Genomic DNA, 15,152 nt, shown 5'->3' with positions numbered 1-15,152 from the left:
GAGCCGCCGGGCGCCGCGGCGCGCGTAACCGACGCCCGCGTATGGGCGCTCACGGCGCCGCCGCCCCGGCCTTGCGCTGCGGCTGGACCGTGCTGCGCCAGGCGTCGAGGAACTGGCGGCGCTTGAGCGCGTCCAGGTACACCAGCAGGCCCGGCCCCAGCGGGATCGGCCGCAGCGTCCGCACCCGGGCGCCGTCGCGGGCCTGCGGTCCCAGCGGCGTGCCGTCGCCGGCCACGTTCGCGCGCAGCACCGGCTGCAGGCCGACATGCCGGGCCAGCATGCTCTGGCCGCGCGGCGACAGCAGGTAGTCGAGAAAGCGCCCGGCCTCGGCGGCGTTGGCGGCGGTGCGCGGGATCAGCGCGGTGCGCAGCAGCACCAGGGTGTAGTCCTCGGGCAGGACGATGCCCAGCGGCGCGCCGGCGTCGATCCGCGCCTGTGCGTAGGAGCCCAGCACGTTGTAGGCCAGCGCCAGCTCGCCCTTGGCGACCCGGTCGAGCAAGGGCCCGGTGCGTTCCTCCAGCACCACCCGGTTGTCGCCCAGCGCGGCCTGCAAGGCGCCGGCCATGCTGCCGAGTTGGTGATCCTGGGTCGCCAGCAGATAGCCCACGCTGCTGCGGGCGACATCGTAGGTGCCGACCCGCCCGGACAGCTTCGCCGCCGGATCGCGCAGCAGGGCCAGCAACTGGCGGCGCGTGTGCGGCACCTGCGCGGCCGGCAACAGGCGCTTGTTGTAGACGATGACGACCGGTTCGTAGCTGATGCCGAAGGCTTCGTGGCGCCACTGCGACCACGCCGGCAACGCGGCGGTGGCGGGCGAGCGATGGGCCAGGGCGTGGCCGTCGTTGGCCAGCTTGGTCTGCAGGTCCATGCCGCTGCTGATCAGCAGATCGGCGCTGGCGCGCGGCCCGGCCTGGAGATGGCGCGCGTACACGTCCTGGGCGACCAGATCGGTGTACTCGACTTCGGTGCCGGGATTCAGACGCTGGTAGTCGTTGATGACCGCGGCGAAGTTCTCGATATCGGTCGAGCCGTGGATGCGCAGGCTGGCCGTGGCGGGTTGCGGGGATTGGAAGGTGCGGATGTCGCCGGGGGCGGCGCAGGCGCTGGCCGCGAGGAACGAGTGCAGAAGCGTGAGAAATGAGTAGAGGCACAAGCGGCGCACGGCGGATGACCGCCAGCGCCCGGGCCTTTTCTCGTTTCTCACTCCTCCAAACTCGTTCCTCGCTCTCACGACAAAGCCCTCGGCAGCCGCAACGTCACCACCAGCCCGCCGCCGACGCGATTGGACAGGTCGATCCGGCCGCCATGGCTGTCCACGATGCGCTTGACGATCGCCAGCCCCAGGCCGGCGCCGCCGTCGGCGGCATCGCGGCCGCGGGCGAAGCGTTCGAATACGGTCTGCGCATCGGCCGCGGCGATGCCGGGGCCGTGGTCGGCGACGGTCAGCACCGCGGTCGGCACGGCTTCCCCGTCGCTCACGGTCAGCGCGATCTGCAACGGCCCGCCCTCGCCTTGATCCACATGCTTGCGATCCACCGAGTGCGGCTGGCCGTGCTTGAGCGCGTTGTCGATCAGGTTCTTGATCGCCTCGCGCAGCAGCAGCGCGTCGCCGCGCACCAGCACCGGATGATTGGTCGCGGCCAGGCGCAGGTCCGGACGCGGACCCGATTGCGGGATCGATTCGAAGATCGCCTGGTGCAGCAGCTCGGCCAGATCGACGGTTTCGAACTGCTGCAGATGCGAGCGGTGGATCGCGCTGGCGTCGCTGAGCAGCTGATTCAACAGCCGGCTCATGTGGCTGGCGTTGCGCTCGATCATCACCAGGCTGCGGCGCTGTTCGGCCGGATCGTCTTCGTCCAGCGCCAGCTGCGCCTGCGCGCGAAGCGCCGCCAGCGGCGTGCGCATCTGGTGTGCGGCATCGCCCATGAACGCGCGCAGGGTTTCGTTGCTGGCCGACAGCCGCGCCATGAAGCGATTGAGCGCGCCGACGAGTTGATCGAGTTCCAACGGCACCGCGCCGGTCACCGGCCGCAGATCGGACGGCTCGCGCAGCGACAGATCGCGTTCGAGTTTCTGCACCGGGCGCAGCGCGCGGTGCACGCCGACCCACACCAGCGCCAGCGCCGCCAATGAGGCCGCGATGATCGCCACCAGCGCCCGCAACACCACATCGTCGGCCAGCGCTTCGCGGGCGATGCGCGTCTGCCCCACCTGCACGATCGCCTGCCCCTGCGCGAACGGCCCGGCGACCCAGCGCGACACCGCGACGAAGCGGGTGCGCTCGCCCAGATACATCGCATCGAACAACCGCGGCTTGCCGTCCAGCGGCGGCGACGGCGGCGCGGGCAGGTCGCTGTAACCGGTAATGGTGGCGCCTTCGCGGCTGGCGACGCGGTAGTACACGCGGTCCTCCGGCGCCATCGCCAGCAGGTCCAGCGCGGCATAGGGCAGATCCACCTGCCACTGGCCATCGACCAGGGCCACGCTGTCGGCGATCGACAGCGCCGAGGCGATCAGCAGGTGGTCGTAGGAACGATCCGCGGCGGCGCGGCCGTAACTGCGCGCGGCTGCGAACAGCAGCACCGCGCCGATCAGCGACAGCACGCCCAGATAGATCAGCAAGGTCTTGCCGATGGAGTCGCGGCGTTCGGCCGCGGTGCGCGCGGGCTCAGCCATCGGCGGGCTCCGCGCCGGGCGGCTCGGCGCCGGCCGCGTCGGCCGCTTCGATCAGATAACCGGCGCCGCGCACGGTCACGATGCGCAGCGGCGCCGCCGCCAGGCGCTTGCGCAAGCGGCCGACGTACAGCTCGATCGCGTTCGGCCCGGCCTCGTCGTCGAAACCGAACAGGCCGTTGCCGATCTCGTCCTTGCTGACCACGCGCCCGAGTTTGCCGATCAGGATTTCCAGCAGGCGGAATTCGCGATTGGGCACTTCGATCGCTTCGCCGTCGAGGGTGACGCGATGCGCTCCGGCGTCGAAGCTCAGCGCACCGATCTGCACCACGCCCGCGGCCTGGCCGCGGTTGCGCCGCAGCAGCACCCGGCAGCGCGCTTCGAACTCGCGGAAATCGAAGGGTTTGCTGAGGTAATCGTCGGCGCCCGAATCCAGCGCCTTGACCCGGTCCTCGATGCCGTCGCGCGCGGTCAGCATCAGCACCGGCGTGGTGTCGCCGCGTTCGCGCAATCCGGCCAGCAGGCCCAGGCCGTTGAGCCGCGGCAAACCGATGTCGAGCACGATCAGGTCGAAGGACTGGTAGCGCAATACGTTGGCCGCCTGCAGGCCGTCGGACTGCCAGTCCACGGCGTGGCCGTTGCGGCGCATGCGCCTGACGATGGCGTCGGCCAGATCCGCGTTGTCCTCGACCAAAAGAATGCGCATTAAACGGGCTCCGTCGCCCAGTCAGAAGCCGCACTCAGTCAGCGGCCGTAGTAAAGACCCTTCGCGATGACAGGTCGTTGACAGCTTCGACCGCCTAGCCTGCGCTGGAGGGGTTGGGACAGGCCGTCCGGGCCGACCCAACTATAAGCGCAGTGCGCGCCGTGTGTCGCGCGGAAAACTGCGGGAAAAGCAGGGTCGGGAGAAACATCGATGGCTGTTGTCCACCACGCCGGCGCGTGTGTCGCGCTGTGCCTGTTCGCCGGGTCCGGCGTCGTTCATGCCGATGAAGCCGGCGACAAGCCCGTCACCGCCGAACTCGGCGGCCGAGTGCACTGGGACTTCGCCCAGTTCGACAACGACGATCGCGGCACGGCCAATCCCGACGACAGCGAAGTGCGCCGGCTGTGGCTGGACGTGTCGGGCCGGTTCTACGGCTGGGGCTACAAGATCGAAGGCGACTTCGCCGGCCTGCAGGACAAGTTCAGCGGCGACAACGTCGAGGCCAAGGACGTCTATGTCACGAAGGATTTCAAGGCCGGCAAGCTGACCATCGGCCAGTTCAAGCAGTACTTCACCCTGGACGACCGCATCAGTTCGAACTACGGCGCGTTCATGGAGCGCAGCATGTTCGCCAGTTCCGTCGCGCCGTTGTACCGGCTCGGCGCGGCCTGGATCACCGCCGGCGAGGACTACACCATCGGCGGCAGCGTCTACAGCCTGGAAAGCATCGATGTGTGGCAAGTGAAGGGCCGCGCGTTCGGCGCGCGCGGCACCTGGGCGCCGCGCCACGACGACGGCGACACCTTGCACCTGGGCCTGTCGCTGGCGCGCGAGTATTACGACCACCCCGGCCGCGATGGCGCCAACGGCCTGCGCATCGCGCCGCGTCCGGCCGGACACTTGTCCGACAACAGCCGCGCGACCCTGGTGAATTTCAACCGCGGGCTCGATACCGATGTCGATAAATATTCGCTGGAGTTCGGCTTCACCCACGGCCCCTGGTATCTGCAGTCCGAAGTGAGCGGGGCGAATTTCGACGACGGCTCGCAGCGCGGCGAAATCCGTTCGGCCTACGGCCTGGTCGGCTGGTTCATCACCGGCGAGACCACGCCGTACGACAGCAAGTCCGGCCGCTACGGCCGGGTGAAGCCGACGCGCAGCAGCGGCGCGTGGCAGGTGGCGGCGCGCTACGACACGATCCGCGGCAAGCAGCACCTCAACGGCGCGGCGAGCTTCAGCGATGTGTCGATGGATCAGGCCAGCGTCGGGGTGAACTGGCATCTGCGCTCGAATCTTCGCTTCATGCTGGATTGGATCGGCAGCCGCAATCGCGATCGGTTGGCGGATCGCACGCTCGATCGCACGCGTGCGGTGGTGGGGCGGTTTCAGTACGACTTCTGAGAGCCGCGTTCAAAGTTTCTGATTCGGATTTCGAGTCTCTACGCTTTTTTGCTCGTCATTCCCGCGAACGCGGGCTCCGCTTTACTTCGGCGGAGCCGAACATCTAGTGACTTCAAGCGTTCTCGCACGAAAGGCCCTGGATTCCCGCGTTCGCGGGAATGACGGGGTGAGGGTTTCGTTGTTCGACACGGTGAGAGTCTTGTCGCTCGGCGGGATGAAATCTTCGTTGTTTCCGCGCTGCCGCGCCCTGTCGCATCGGTGCATTCAAAAGGAATAACTTCATGTTGACCGCGCTCGGCTTCGGCATGGTCCTGACTTTCATGTATCTGATCATGAGCAAGCGGCTGTCGCCGCTGGTGGCTCTGATCGTGATACCGATCGGTTTCGCCCTGCTCGGCGGTTTCGGCGCCGGCATCGGCGAGATGATGATCGAGGGCATCAAGAAGATCGCGCCGACCGGCGTGATGCTGATGTTCGCGATCCTGTACTTCGGGGTGATGATCGACGCGGGTTTGTTCGATCCGATCGTCAAGCGCATCCTCAAGCTGGTCAAGGGCGATCCGGTCAAGATCGTGGTCGGCACCGCGGTGCTGGCAATGCTGATCTCGCTCGACGGCGACGGCTCGACCACGTACATGATCACCGTCTCGGCGATGCTGCCGCTGTTCCAGCGACTGCGCATGAACGCCTTGAACCTGACCTGCGTGACCATCCTGGCCAGCGGCGTGATGAATCTCACGCCGTGGGGCGGGCCGACCGCGCGCGCGGCCACCGCTTTGCACGTGGACCCCAGCGAAGTGTTCGTGCCGCTGCTGCCGGCGATGGTGGTCTCGCTGCTCGGCATCATCGCGCTGGCGTGGTACCTGGGCCTGCGCGAGCGGCGCCGGCTCGGCATCGTGACCCTCGACGGCCACGCCGCCGACTGGAATCCCGAACTCGACACCGCCAGCGACAATCTGCCGACCCTGGCCGACAGCGAAGACACCAAGCGGCCCAAGCTGCTGTGGGTCAACGCGACGCTGACGGTGGCGCTGATGGCGGCGCTGATCATGGGCCTGCTGCCGCTGCCGGTGTTGTTCATGATCGGCTTCGCCATCGCGCTGGTGATCAACTACCCGGATCTGGCCGAACAACGCCGCCGCATCGGCAACCACGCCGGCAACGTCCTGGCGGTGGTGTCGCTGATCTTCGCCGCCGGCATCTTCACCGGCATCCTGTCCAACACCGGCATGGTCGAAGCGATGTCGCGCAGCTTCCTGGCGGTGATCCCCGACGCCTGGGGCCCGTACCTGGCGGTGATCACCGCGATCGCCAGCATGCCTTTCACCTTCTTCATGTCCAACGACGCGTTCTATTTCGGCGTGCTGCCGATCCTGTCGGAAGCCGCCGGCCATTACGGCATCACCCCGGTGGAGATGGCGCGCGCGTCGCTGGCGGGCCAGCCGGTGCATCTGTTGAGCCCGCTGGTGCCTTCGACCTATCTGCTGGTCGGCATGGCCAACGTGGATTTCGCCGACCACCAAAAGTTCACCTTGAAATGGGCCGTGCTGATCTCTTTGTTGTTGTTGGCCGCCTCGCTGCTGTTCGCCCTCTATCCTTTTGCCGCCTGACGTTGGTGAGGAATGAGTTCAGAGGAGTGAGGAGTGAGGAGTGAGTAGAAGCCAAAGCTCCCCGCCCTTGCTCTTACTCACTCCTCACTCCTCTGAACTCATTCCTCACTCCCCCCACTCATTCCTCGCTCCAAGGTGAAGCCATGACACTCCGTATCGCCTACGTCACCAGCGGCATGGGCAGCCTGGGCACCGCGATCTGCCAGAAACTCGCGCACAGCGGCCACACCGTGGTCGCCGGCTGCGGCCCGAACTCGCCGCGCAAGTCCGGCTGGCTGCGCGAGCAGCGCGAGCTGGGCTTCGACTTCATCGCCTCCGAAGGCAACGCCGCCGACTGGGATTCCACCGTGGCCGCGTTCGCCAAGGTCAAGGCCGAAGTCGGCGAGGTCGATGTCCTGGTCAACAACGCCGGCGGCACCCGCGACGTGCTGTTCCGGCAGATGACGCGCGACGATTGGAACGCGGTCATGGCCGGCAACCTGCACACATTGTTCAACATCACCAAGCAGGTGATCGACGGCATGGCCTCGCGCGGCTGGGGCCGGATCATCAACATCGGTTCGGTCAGCGCGCAGAAGGGCCAGATCGGCCAGGTCAACTACGCCACCGCGAAGTCGGCCATGCACGGCTTCACCCGCTCGCTCGCACTGGAGTTCGCCGCGCGCGCGGTGACGGTCAACACCGTGTCGCCGGGTTACGTCGCCAGCGCCTCGATCAGCGCGTTCCCGCCCGACGTGCTCGACCGCCTCGCCGCATCGGTGCCGGTGCGGCGGCTCGGCAAGCCGGAAGAGATCGCCAGCCTGTGCGCGTGGCTGGCTTCGGACGATGCGGCGTTCGTGACCGGTGCGGATTATGCCGTCAATGGCGGGTTGCAGATGGGGTGAGCCGCGGCCGCCTGCCTCACGAAGTCCCTCTGCGCAGTGCCGCGACGGGGTGATTTGTGCCGCTCAACGTCAGTCCAATTCGCTACTTTTTTTACAGCGACATCCCTGTCCGTTTCGAAGGCAACCTTGCGTTAGGTGAGGTAACGCCCGACGAGGCGCGACCGCTTCTAGGTCATCGCGACAGGGGAAATCAACATGTTCATGCTATGGAAAGCGCCCGTGGCGCTGGCGGTATGTCTTTGCGCGATGGCGGCCGGCGGCTGCGCCACGTTTCGCGGCGCCCCGCAGTCCCTGGTGACGCCCAAGCAGTTGGAGAGCAAGAGCTCGTTCAAGACCGAGAACCTGATCGAGGACTTGGTCGGGGCGACCAGCGAAAGCCAGCGCACGCTCGCCGCCACCAAGCTGATGGCGGTGTGCGACATCCGCTACATGGAGTTCCGTCACGAGATCGTCGCCAACCGCAAGCATTCGCGCGCGGCGTCCAACGCGCTGTCGCTGATGACCGACGTGGCCGCGTCGCTGACCGATTCGGCCGGCGTCAAGAACAACTATATCGCGCTGTCCGTGCTCATCCAGGGCGGCAATAACATCTACGACAAAGACTATATGTTCGACCGGACGCTCGACGCGCTGGTCGCGCAGATGGACGCCAACCGCAAGACCAAGCTGCTGGACATCCGTCGCGCGATGACCAAGGACATCGTCGAGTATCCCGGGCCTTCGGCGCTGGCCGACGTGATCGATTACTACCACGCCGGCACGATCAACGGCGCCATTCTCGGCGTGCAGAAAGCGGCCAACGAGCAAGAACAGCAGAGCATGGTCGAACTGCGCGAGCTCGAACCGGTGACTCAGGCCGAAATCGCCAAGCGCGAGGCCGATACCGATTGGGTCGGCGCCTTCGTGGACAAGCTCGACAAGGCCGATCTCGACAAACTCGATGCCTTCATCAAGGCCAACGGCGATCAGGTCGCCAGCCATAGCGACGACAAGGACCGCTTGGTCAAGACCAAGCAGGCGATGAACCGGGTGCGCAAGAACAACAAGGCCAAGTTCCCGGATATCGAGACGCTGAAGAAAGAGTTGAAGAAGGCCGGATTACCCATCGATACCTGACCCTTATCGCGGAGATCGCCCGGATGTACAGCACCAAGATCGGCGCTAAATTCACCTTCGAAGAGATCACCAACCGGATACAGGGCGAGGAAGCGGAAGGCTTCGTGTTCGTCGGCTGTGTCATCCGCAACGGCGCCAAGCCCAATAACGAAATCAGTTTCAACGACCACCCCAGCGGCGGTCGCCCGGCGCGCTGCACCATACTGGCCGCCACAGCCACCGCGCCTGCGGCTCACCGGGCGGAATGGGTCGGCCAGATGCTGGTGCAGAACAACGTTCGCAACGTGGTTCTGTATCGGCCCAAATGACGACGGCGCCTGGCGCGGATCGCGCCGGCACCTGCGTTCTCAGCCGATCTCGCTGAAATCGCCCTCCGCCATCTGATCCAGCCGGATCCGATTGGCGAACAGCGAAAACGCCAGCATCCCCGCCAGACCGTTGGCGCGGGTGATCCACGGCGGCATCCAGCGCGGCGGCGCGAGCACGCCGTCCTGGAACAGGGGCTCGAAGCGTTGCACGTCGCCCAGGGTCATCTTGCCGGCGAACAGCCAGCGGCACAGATGCAGTTTCTGCTGGCGCAGCGCCCAGCGGAAGAAGGTGTGCACGCCGACCAGGCCGCGCAGGTACACGGTGTCCTTGGTGAAGGCCGCGCCGCCGTGGGTCGGCACGCCGCGGAACACGCGCTGGGCCGAGGCGAAGCTGTCGGCCGGCGATTGGCCGGCGTCGATGAAATAACGGAACACCTGGATGAAGTCGGCGCCGTCCAGCGCCATCGCGACCGCGTCGATGCGCAGGCTCAGGCGCTTCATGCGGCCGATGTCGATGCTGCCGGTGATCTGTTCGGCGAAGGTCGCCAGGCCTTCCTGGGTCGCGGTGCTGCGCGGCGAGGACAGCGCCAGGCTCGGCAGCACCGGTTGTTCGCGGCCGTTGAGCGCGGTGAGCGAATGCACGAAGGCTTCGTGCTGCAGCAACTGGTGGCGGTCGTAATCGCTGAACGCCGCGCCGCTGCGCAGGCGGATGCGGGTGGAACCGGCGGCGGCCTTGGCGATCAGCTCGGGATCGAGCACGACTTCGATCACGCGGGCGTCGAAGTAATCGTCGAGATCGCGCTGCAATTGCAGGCGCAGCGCGGTGGCGGAAATCTCCACGGTTTCGGCCGGCGACATCAGTTCGCGGTCGAGTTCGTTGGCGATGGAGATGAAGTGGTTGGCCGCCTCGCGCGTGCTCGGGCCCTGCCCGGGCAGGGCGGCGTCGGGCTTGCCGAACAACTGCACCGAGTAGTCGGTGACCGCGGTGGTGCCCAGGCATTCGAGCAGTTGCGCGGCCACGCCCCAGGAATGCGCGGATTCGATCAGGTATTCGCCGATCGGATGATCGCGGTCGGCTTCGGCTGCGATCGCGTCGAGTTCGGCGCGCACTTCGGAGAAGTCGTGTTTGGGGTAGTCGATGACCGGCAGCCGCGCGACGCCGCGGGCGTAATCGGCGAGGAACGGCGCTTCCAGACCGGCCGGCCAGCTGGCCATCGTCAACAGCTTGATGCCGCGCGCGGCGCGGACCATGCGCGCGTCGAGCGCGGCGTGGTGCTGGATGTCGGGGCGCAGGTCGCAGCTCAGGACGCTCATGGGGCGGCCTTGGGGGTTGGGTGAGGGGCGGTAAGAGCCAAGAGCGAATCCCCCCTGCCCCCCTTTTTCAAAGGGGGGAACGGCACGGGGTTTTCAAAGGACGCGGTGTGTGGGCGGGGTGCGTTTGCGATTGCCGCGAATGCCGGCGAACGCACCTGCAACCGACAAACCGTTCCGATCGCCTCCCCCCTTTGAAAAAGGGGGGCAGGGGGGATTCGCTCTTCGTCACGCCCCAGCGGCGCAACCGGCAAGACAACGCAAGCGCGCTCAACGCCGCCCATGCTTGTCGTCCGAGCGCTTGCCGGCCGGCTTGCCGGGCGCCTTGATGTCGGCCTTCTGCGCGCGCCGGTTGGCGAGCTTGCTGGCCGCGCCGGAGACTTCGCCGCTCAATTTCAGATAACTGGCGAAACGCTGCGGATCGAGCTTGCCGTTCTCGATCGCCTCGCGCACCGCGCAACCGGGCTCGCTGGCGTGCGAGCAGTCGCGGAACTTGCATTGCTCGGCCAGGGCTTCGATGTCGCTGAAATTCTCCGCCACGTCCTCTTCGCCGGTCGGCTTGAGTTCGCGCATGCCCGGCGTGTCGATCAGGCAGGCGCCCGACGGCAACGGGATCAAGGCGCGATGGGTGGTGGTGTGGCGACCGCGCGCGTCGCTTTCGCGCACCGCGCCGGTCTTCATGCGTTCGATGCCGAGCAGGCTGTTGGTCAGCGTGGACTTGCCGGCGCCGGAGGAACCGACCAGCACCACGGTGCGGCCGGGCTGCAGCCACGGCGACATCGCCGCGACGCTGCCGTCGCGGTCGCGCGCGTTGACCGCGCGGATCGCCACGCCCTGGGCCAGTTCGATCAGAGCGCCGGTGGCTTCGGCGACGGCGTGCTCATTGGCGGCGATCGCTTCGTCGGCCTTGGTCAGCACGATCACCGGCTCGGCGCCGCCGCGCACCAGCAACAGATAGCGCTCGATCCGGCGCGGATTGAAGTCCGCGTCCAGGCCGCAGACCACGAACACGGTGTCGATGTTGGCCGCGATCAGCTGCTGCTTGTAGTGCTCGCCGGCCGCGCCACGCTTGATCGCGCTGTAGCGCGGCAGCAGCGCCACGACTTTTGCGCGCTCGGGATCGCCTTCGACCAGCATCCAGTCGCCGACCCCGGGCCGCTGTTCGGGCGCCAGCGCGCCTTTCTTGTAACTGGCGGTGCGCTGCCATTCGGGCAGGGACTCCACCCGGTAGCCGCTGTCGGGGCCGTCGGATACGACATAGCCGCTGCGATGCTGCTCGGTGACCCGCGCCGGGCGGGCCTGGGGGTGATCGGCCAAGGCCTGGCGCCATACCGGGTCGGCCGGCAGAAGGTCCTCGGCCGTGATCGGCCATCCGATCGCCTGCAAGGCGGCGAGTTCGGGAGTCAAAGGCGCGGGCAAAGTTCAGGCATGGCGCGATTCTACATAGGCTGCCCACCGGTTTCGTCGCAATTCCCGCCGCTGGCGGGATCCGGCGCCCGAATCGGGACCGGCCCGGCCCGCCGCGCGCCGGATACCCGCCGCCACGGGCCGCCGCGGCGAAATCCGGGAAACGTGCGCCCGGCCCGGGCCAGCGTCGCCGAAACCGGGGTTTTTCGCCGCCGCCAAGCTGCTTAGTCGAGCCGATTCAGCTAGTCTGAAGCCCCATCCACCGACCCTGCCCGCTCCAATGTCCCTTCCGCCCCTGAAAACCCGCGAACGCCTGTCCGAAGTCCGTTACGAAATCCGCGGTGAACTGGCCCGGCGAGCCAGGGAGTTGGAAGCCCAGGGACGCAAGCAGATCAAGCTCAATATCGGCAACCCCGGCGCCTTCGGGTTCCGCGCGCCCGAACACCTGCAGCGCGCGATCGCCGACCACATCGCCGATACCGATCCCTACACCCACCAGCAGGGCCTGCCGGCCGCGCGCGAGGCCATCGCCGCCTTCCACAAGCAGCGCGGCACGCCCAACGCCTCGCCCGAGCGCGTGTTCGTCGGCAACGGCGTGAGCGAGCTGATCGACCTGTCGCTGCGCGCGCTGCTCAATCCCGGCGACGAAGTGCTGCTGCCCTCGCCCGACTACCCGCTGTGGTCGGCCGCGACCATCCTCAACGACGGCCGCCCGGTGTATTACCGCTGCCAGCCCGAGAACGGCTTCCTGCCCGATCCGGACGAGATCGAGCAACTGATCTCCAGCCGCACCCGCGCGATCGTGCTGATCAACCCCAACAACCCGACCGGCGCCGCCTACCCGCGCGAGCTGATCGAACGCATCGTCGCCATCGCCGCCAAGCACAAGCTGCTGCTGATGTGCGATGAAATCTACGACTCCATCCTTTACGACGGCGCCCAGTTCACTCCGGTCGCGCCGATCGCCGGCGATCTGCCCTGCCTGAGCTTCGGCGGCCTGTCCAAGGTCCACCGCGCCTGCGGCTGGCGCGTGGGCTGGGCGGTGCTGTCGGGCGACCCGGTGGCCAGCGGCGATTTTCATCACGCCATGGACCTGCTCGGCGCGCTGCGCCTGTGCGCCAACGTGCCGGGCCAGTTCGCGATCGAGGCCGCGCTCAACGGCACCGACACCATCACTCCGCTGTGCGAGCCGGGCGGACGCCTGTTCGAGGCGCGCCGCGCGGTGATCGAATCGGTGCAGGCCAGCCAGCATCTGGAACTGGTCGTGCCGGCCGGCGCGCTGTACGCGTTCCCGGCGGTGACCGGCGCGGCCGCGCAGGGTTTCGACGATCACAAGTTCGCCCTGGAACTGCTGGAAACCGAGGACGTGCTGGTGGTTCCCGGTTCGAGCTTCAACGTGCCGTACCGCAACCACTTCCGCGTGACCCTGCTGCCGGAACCGGCGCAGGTGCGCGAAGTGTTCGGCCGGATCGAGCGCGTGCTCGACCGCTACGCCGCGCGCGCGCAGAGCCAGCGCGTCGCCGTGGCCTGAGGCCGCGATGGCGCTGACCTACCTCGCGCTCGGCGACAGCTACACCATCGGCGAGGCCGTGCCCGAATCCGGCCGCTGGCCGGTGCAGTTGACCGTGCAGTTGCGCGAACACGGCATCGCCGTGGACGCGCCGCGGATCATCGCCACCACCGGCTGGACCACCGATGAGCTCGCGCTCGCGCTGGATCTGGCCGAGCCGCTGGGCCAATGGGATTTCGTCAGCCTGCTGATCGGCGTCAACAACCAATACCGCGGCCGCAGCGCGGTGCAGTACGCGGCCGAATTCCGCGATCTGCTGCGGCGCGCGATCGGCTATGCGCGCGGCCGCGCCGACCGGGTGCTGGTGCTGTCGATTCCCGACTGGGGCGCCACGCCCTTCGGCGCCACCGACCAGCGCGGCCCGGCCGTGATCGGCGCCGAACTGGACGTGTTCAACCGCAGCGCCGCGCAAGTGTGCGCGCAGTTGGGCGTGGCCTTCGTCGATATCACCCCGGTGTCGCGCGAGCGCGCAAGCGAAGCGATCATGCTGGCCGAAGACGGCCTGCATCCGTCGGCGGCGATGTACGCGCAGTGGACCATGCTGGCGCTGCCGGTGGCGCGCGATCTGCTGCGGGAACCGGCGCCGCGGTGACCGCCGTCATCGACGCCACGCGCCCGCTGCCGCGCGAACGCGCCCTCGCCATCGCGCGCGCCTTCCTGCCCGCGCATCCGCTCGGCAATCGCTGGGACTACTACTACAGCCGCGCCAAGCTCGGCAGCGATCCGCTGTATCCAGGCGTGCTGCAGGCGCTGCGCGGCAGCCATGCGCCGGTGCTGGACCTGGGCTGCGGCCTGGGCCTGCTGGTGCACGCGCTGCGCCTGGACGGGCAGACGATGGCGTATCGCGGCGTCGATAACGACGCGGCCAAGATCGGCCGCGCGCGCAAGGTCGCGGGCAAGGTCGAGCTGACCCGGGCGCGCTTCGATCTGGTCGATCTGGCGCAGGGCCCGCCGCCGCATCGCGGCAGCGTGACGATCCTGGACGTCCTGCAATACCTGGACGCGCCGACCCAGCGCGGCCTGATCGATACCGCGGCGGCGATGCTGGAACCCGGCGCGCGCCTGGTCATCCGCACCGCCCTGGCCGACGGCAGCGGCCGCGGCCGGGTCGGCCTGATCTCCGACCGCCTGGCCAAGATGATCGGCTGGATGCAGTCGGCGCCGCGCTGTTATCCGCAGGCGCAAGCGCTGCGCGAGCAGTTGCAGGGGCACGGACTGAGCACCACGCTGACGCCGCTGTACGGCAATACGCCGTTCAACAACTGGCTGATCGTCGCCCGCGCCTGAGCGGCTGAGCGCTCGCGCTTATTCGGGCACGACCGCGACGTAGCCGGCGTCCTTCATCGCCCGCAACACGCCTTCGACGATCGCCACGTTGTTGCCGTGCGGCGCGCCCTCGTGCAGCAGCACGATCGCGCCGGGGCGGAAATCGGCGACGATGCGCGCCACCACCGAATCGGGCTCGCCGCGCACGCCGTCGAAGCCGCGCGCGCTCCACGCCACCCGCGCCAGCGCCAGTTTCTTCAACGACGCCGACACGAACGGATTGGCCATGCCGACCACCGCGCGGAACCAGCGCGGCGTCACCCCGGTCACCGCGCGCAGGCCGGCCTGCGCCTGCTCGATCTCCGCCGCCATGCGCCCCGGCCCCAACGCCCAGAACCAGGCCTGCGGATGCGACTGGCTGTGATTGCCGATGCCGTGGCCGCGGCGAACGATCTCGCGCGCCAGTTGCGGCCGCGCCGCGGCGCGTTCGGCGACCAGGAAGAACGTCGCCTTGGCGCCGTACGCATCGAGCAGGTCGAGCATCGCCGGGGTGTCGTCGGAGGGGCCGTCGTCGATGGTCAGCCACATCGCCCGCGCCTGCGTCGGCAGGCGCGCGAGCACCGGCCCGAACAAGCGCGAGCGCGGCCACAAGGTGCCCCAGAACATGGCGCCGTGGCTGACCAGCATCGCCAGCAGCCCGGCCGCCCAGCCGAAGCGCCACCACAACGCCAGCATGAGCAGCTGCGAGGCGCCGAACAGCCACAGCCAGGCCCAGGGGCGGCGCGGCGGGCGATGGGGGGCGGCGATGCTGGCGATGCTCATGCGCGGGGGAACGGCTCCAGACGGTAATGCGACGGCGGCTGGCACCGCGGATGCGCCATCCTACCTTGCGGCACCCGC

At 68.0% G+C, this 15,152-nt stretch carries 14 protein-coding genes; 8 read left to right on the top strand and 6 right to left on the bottom strand.

The features are described from left to right. Nucleotides 1–49: 49 nt before the first annotated feature. The 3 genes from LG3211_RS02630 to LG3211_RS02620 all read right to left on the bottom strand — a co-directional run bounded on the left by LG3211_RS02630 (nt 50) and on the right by LG3211_RS02620 (nt 3,379). Nucleotides 50–1,162, bottom strand: a complete 1,113-nt coding sequence (locus tag LG3211_RS02630) for an ABC transporter substrate-binding protein (RefSeq protein ID WP_425479933.1) — start codon at nt 1,160–1,162, stop codon at nt 50–52. Between the two features lie 65 nt (nt 1,163–1,227). Next, a complete protein-coding gene (locus LG3211_RS02625; protein WP_057941470.1) occupies nt 1,228–2,676 on the bottom strand; it encodes a sensor histidine kinase in 1,449 nt (482 codons plus the stop codon). Next, nucleotides 2,669–3,379 (bottom strand): response regulator transcription factor, encoded by a 711-nt coding sequence (locus tag LG3211_RS02620; RefSeq protein WP_057941469.1) that lies wholly within the window; start codon nt 3,377–3,379, stop codon nt 2,669–2,671. The genes LG3211_RS02625 and LG3211_RS02620 overlap by 8 nt, the downstream gene beginning before the upstream one ends. A gap of 210 nt (nt 3,380–3,589) precedes the next feature. Between LG3211_RS02620 and LG3211_RS02615 the strand changes: the two genes are divergently transcribed. The 5 genes from LG3211_RS02615 (at nt 3,590) to LG3211_RS02595 (ending at nt 8,698) form a co-directional block, all read left to right on the top strand. Then, the gene (locus tag LG3211_RS02615; RefSeq protein WP_057941468.1) at nt 3,590–4,780 is read left to right on the top strand and encodes an OprO/OprP family phosphate-selective porin; all 1,191 of its coding nucleotides are present in this window, start codon (nt 3,590–3,592) and stop codon (nt 4,778–4,780) included. A 281-nt stretch (nt 4,781–5,061) separates the two neighbouring features. Next, nucleotides 5,062–6,390: a CitMHS family transporter gene (locus tag LG3211_RS02610; protein ID WP_057941467.1), complete on the top strand. Its 1,329-nt coding sequence runs from the start codon at nt 5,062–5,064 to the stop codon at nt 6,388–6,390. A 143-nt stretch (nt 6,391–6,533) separates the two neighbouring features. Then, on the top strand, nt 6,534–7,274 hold the full coding sequence (gene phbB / locus LG3211_RS02605; protein ID WP_057941466.1) for an acetoacetyl-CoA reductase: 741 nt from the start codon (nt 6,534–6,536) through the stop codon (nt 7,272–7,274). A gap of 195 nt (nt 7,275–7,469) precedes the next feature. After that, nucleotides 7,470–8,390: a hypothetical protein gene (locus LG3211_RS02600; RefSeq protein WP_148648710.1), complete on the top strand. Its 921-nt coding sequence runs from the start codon at nt 7,470–7,472 to the stop codon at nt 8,388–8,390. Nucleotides 8,391–8,413: 23 nt separating this feature from the next. Next, nucleotides 8,414–8,698, top strand: coding sequence for a hypothetical protein (locus LG3211_RS02595; RefSeq protein WP_057941464.1), 285 nt, complete (start codon nt 8,414–8,416; stop codon nt 8,696–8,698). A gap of 39 nt (nt 8,699–8,737) precedes the next feature. Here the strand turns inward: LG3211_RS02595 and LG3211_RS02590 are convergent, their stop codons facing one another. Together LG3211_RS02590 and rsgA are read right to left on the bottom strand one after the other, a co-directional pair. Next, nucleotides 8,738–10,012 (bottom strand): flavohemoglobin expression-modulating QEGLA motif protein, encoded by a 1,275-nt coding sequence (locus LG3211_RS02590; RefSeq protein ID WP_057941463.1) that lies wholly within the window; start codon nt 10,010–10,012, stop codon nt 8,738–8,740. 267 nt (nt 10,013–10,279) lie between these two features. Further along, nucleotides 10,280–11,428 (bottom strand): ribosome small subunit-dependent GTPase A, encoded by a 1,149-nt coding sequence (gene rsgA, locus LG3211_RS02585; protein ID WP_057941462.1) that lies wholly within the window; start codon nt 11,426–11,428, stop codon nt 10,280–10,282. A gap of 268 nt (nt 11,429–11,696) precedes the next feature. Between rsgA and LG3211_RS02580 the strand changes: the two genes are divergently transcribed. The 3 genes from LG3211_RS02580 to LG3211_RS02570 are packed head-to-tail and all read left to right on the top strand — an operon-like array spanning nt 11,697 to nt 14,273. Beyond that, entirely contained in the window at nt 11,697–12,947 is a 1,251-nt protein-coding gene (locus tag LG3211_RS02580; protein ID WP_057941461.1) for a pyridoxal phosphate-dependent aminotransferase, read from the top strand. Nucleotides 12,948–12,954: 7 nt separating this feature from the next. Further along, the gene (locus LG3211_RS02575; protein ID WP_057941460.1) at nt 12,955–13,578 is read left to right on the top strand and encodes an SGNH/GDSL hydrolase family protein; all 624 of its coding nucleotides are present in this window, start codon (nt 12,955–12,957) and stop codon (nt 13,576–13,578) included. A gap of 26 nt (nt 13,579–13,604) precedes the next feature. Then, nucleotides 13,605–14,273 carry a methyltransferase domain-containing protein gene (locus tag LG3211_RS02570; RefSeq protein ID WP_057945224.1) on the top strand — a complete coding sequence of 223 codons (669 nt, stop codon included), beginning with the start codon at nt 13,605–13,607 and terminating at the stop codon, nt 14,271–14,273. A gap of 18 nt (nt 14,274–14,291) precedes the next feature. Here the strand turns inward: LG3211_RS02570 and LG3211_RS02565 are convergent, their stop codons facing one another. Further along, nucleotides 14,292–15,074 carry a polysaccharide deacetylase family protein gene (locus tag LG3211_RS02565; protein WP_057941459.1) on the bottom strand — a complete coding sequence of 261 codons (783 nt, stop codon included), beginning with the start codon at nt 15,072–15,074 and terminating at the stop codon, nt 14,292–14,294. Nucleotides 15,075–15,152: the final 78 nt, after the last annotated feature.

Source organism: Lysobacter gummosus (genome assembly GCF_001442805.1).
Lineage (GTDB): Bacteria > Pseudomonadota > Gammaproteobacteria > Xanthomonadales > Xanthomonadaceae > Lysobacter > Lysobacter gummosus.
Note: the sequence above shows the minus strand (reverse complement) of the source record. Positions and strands in the feature narration are given on the sequence as shown.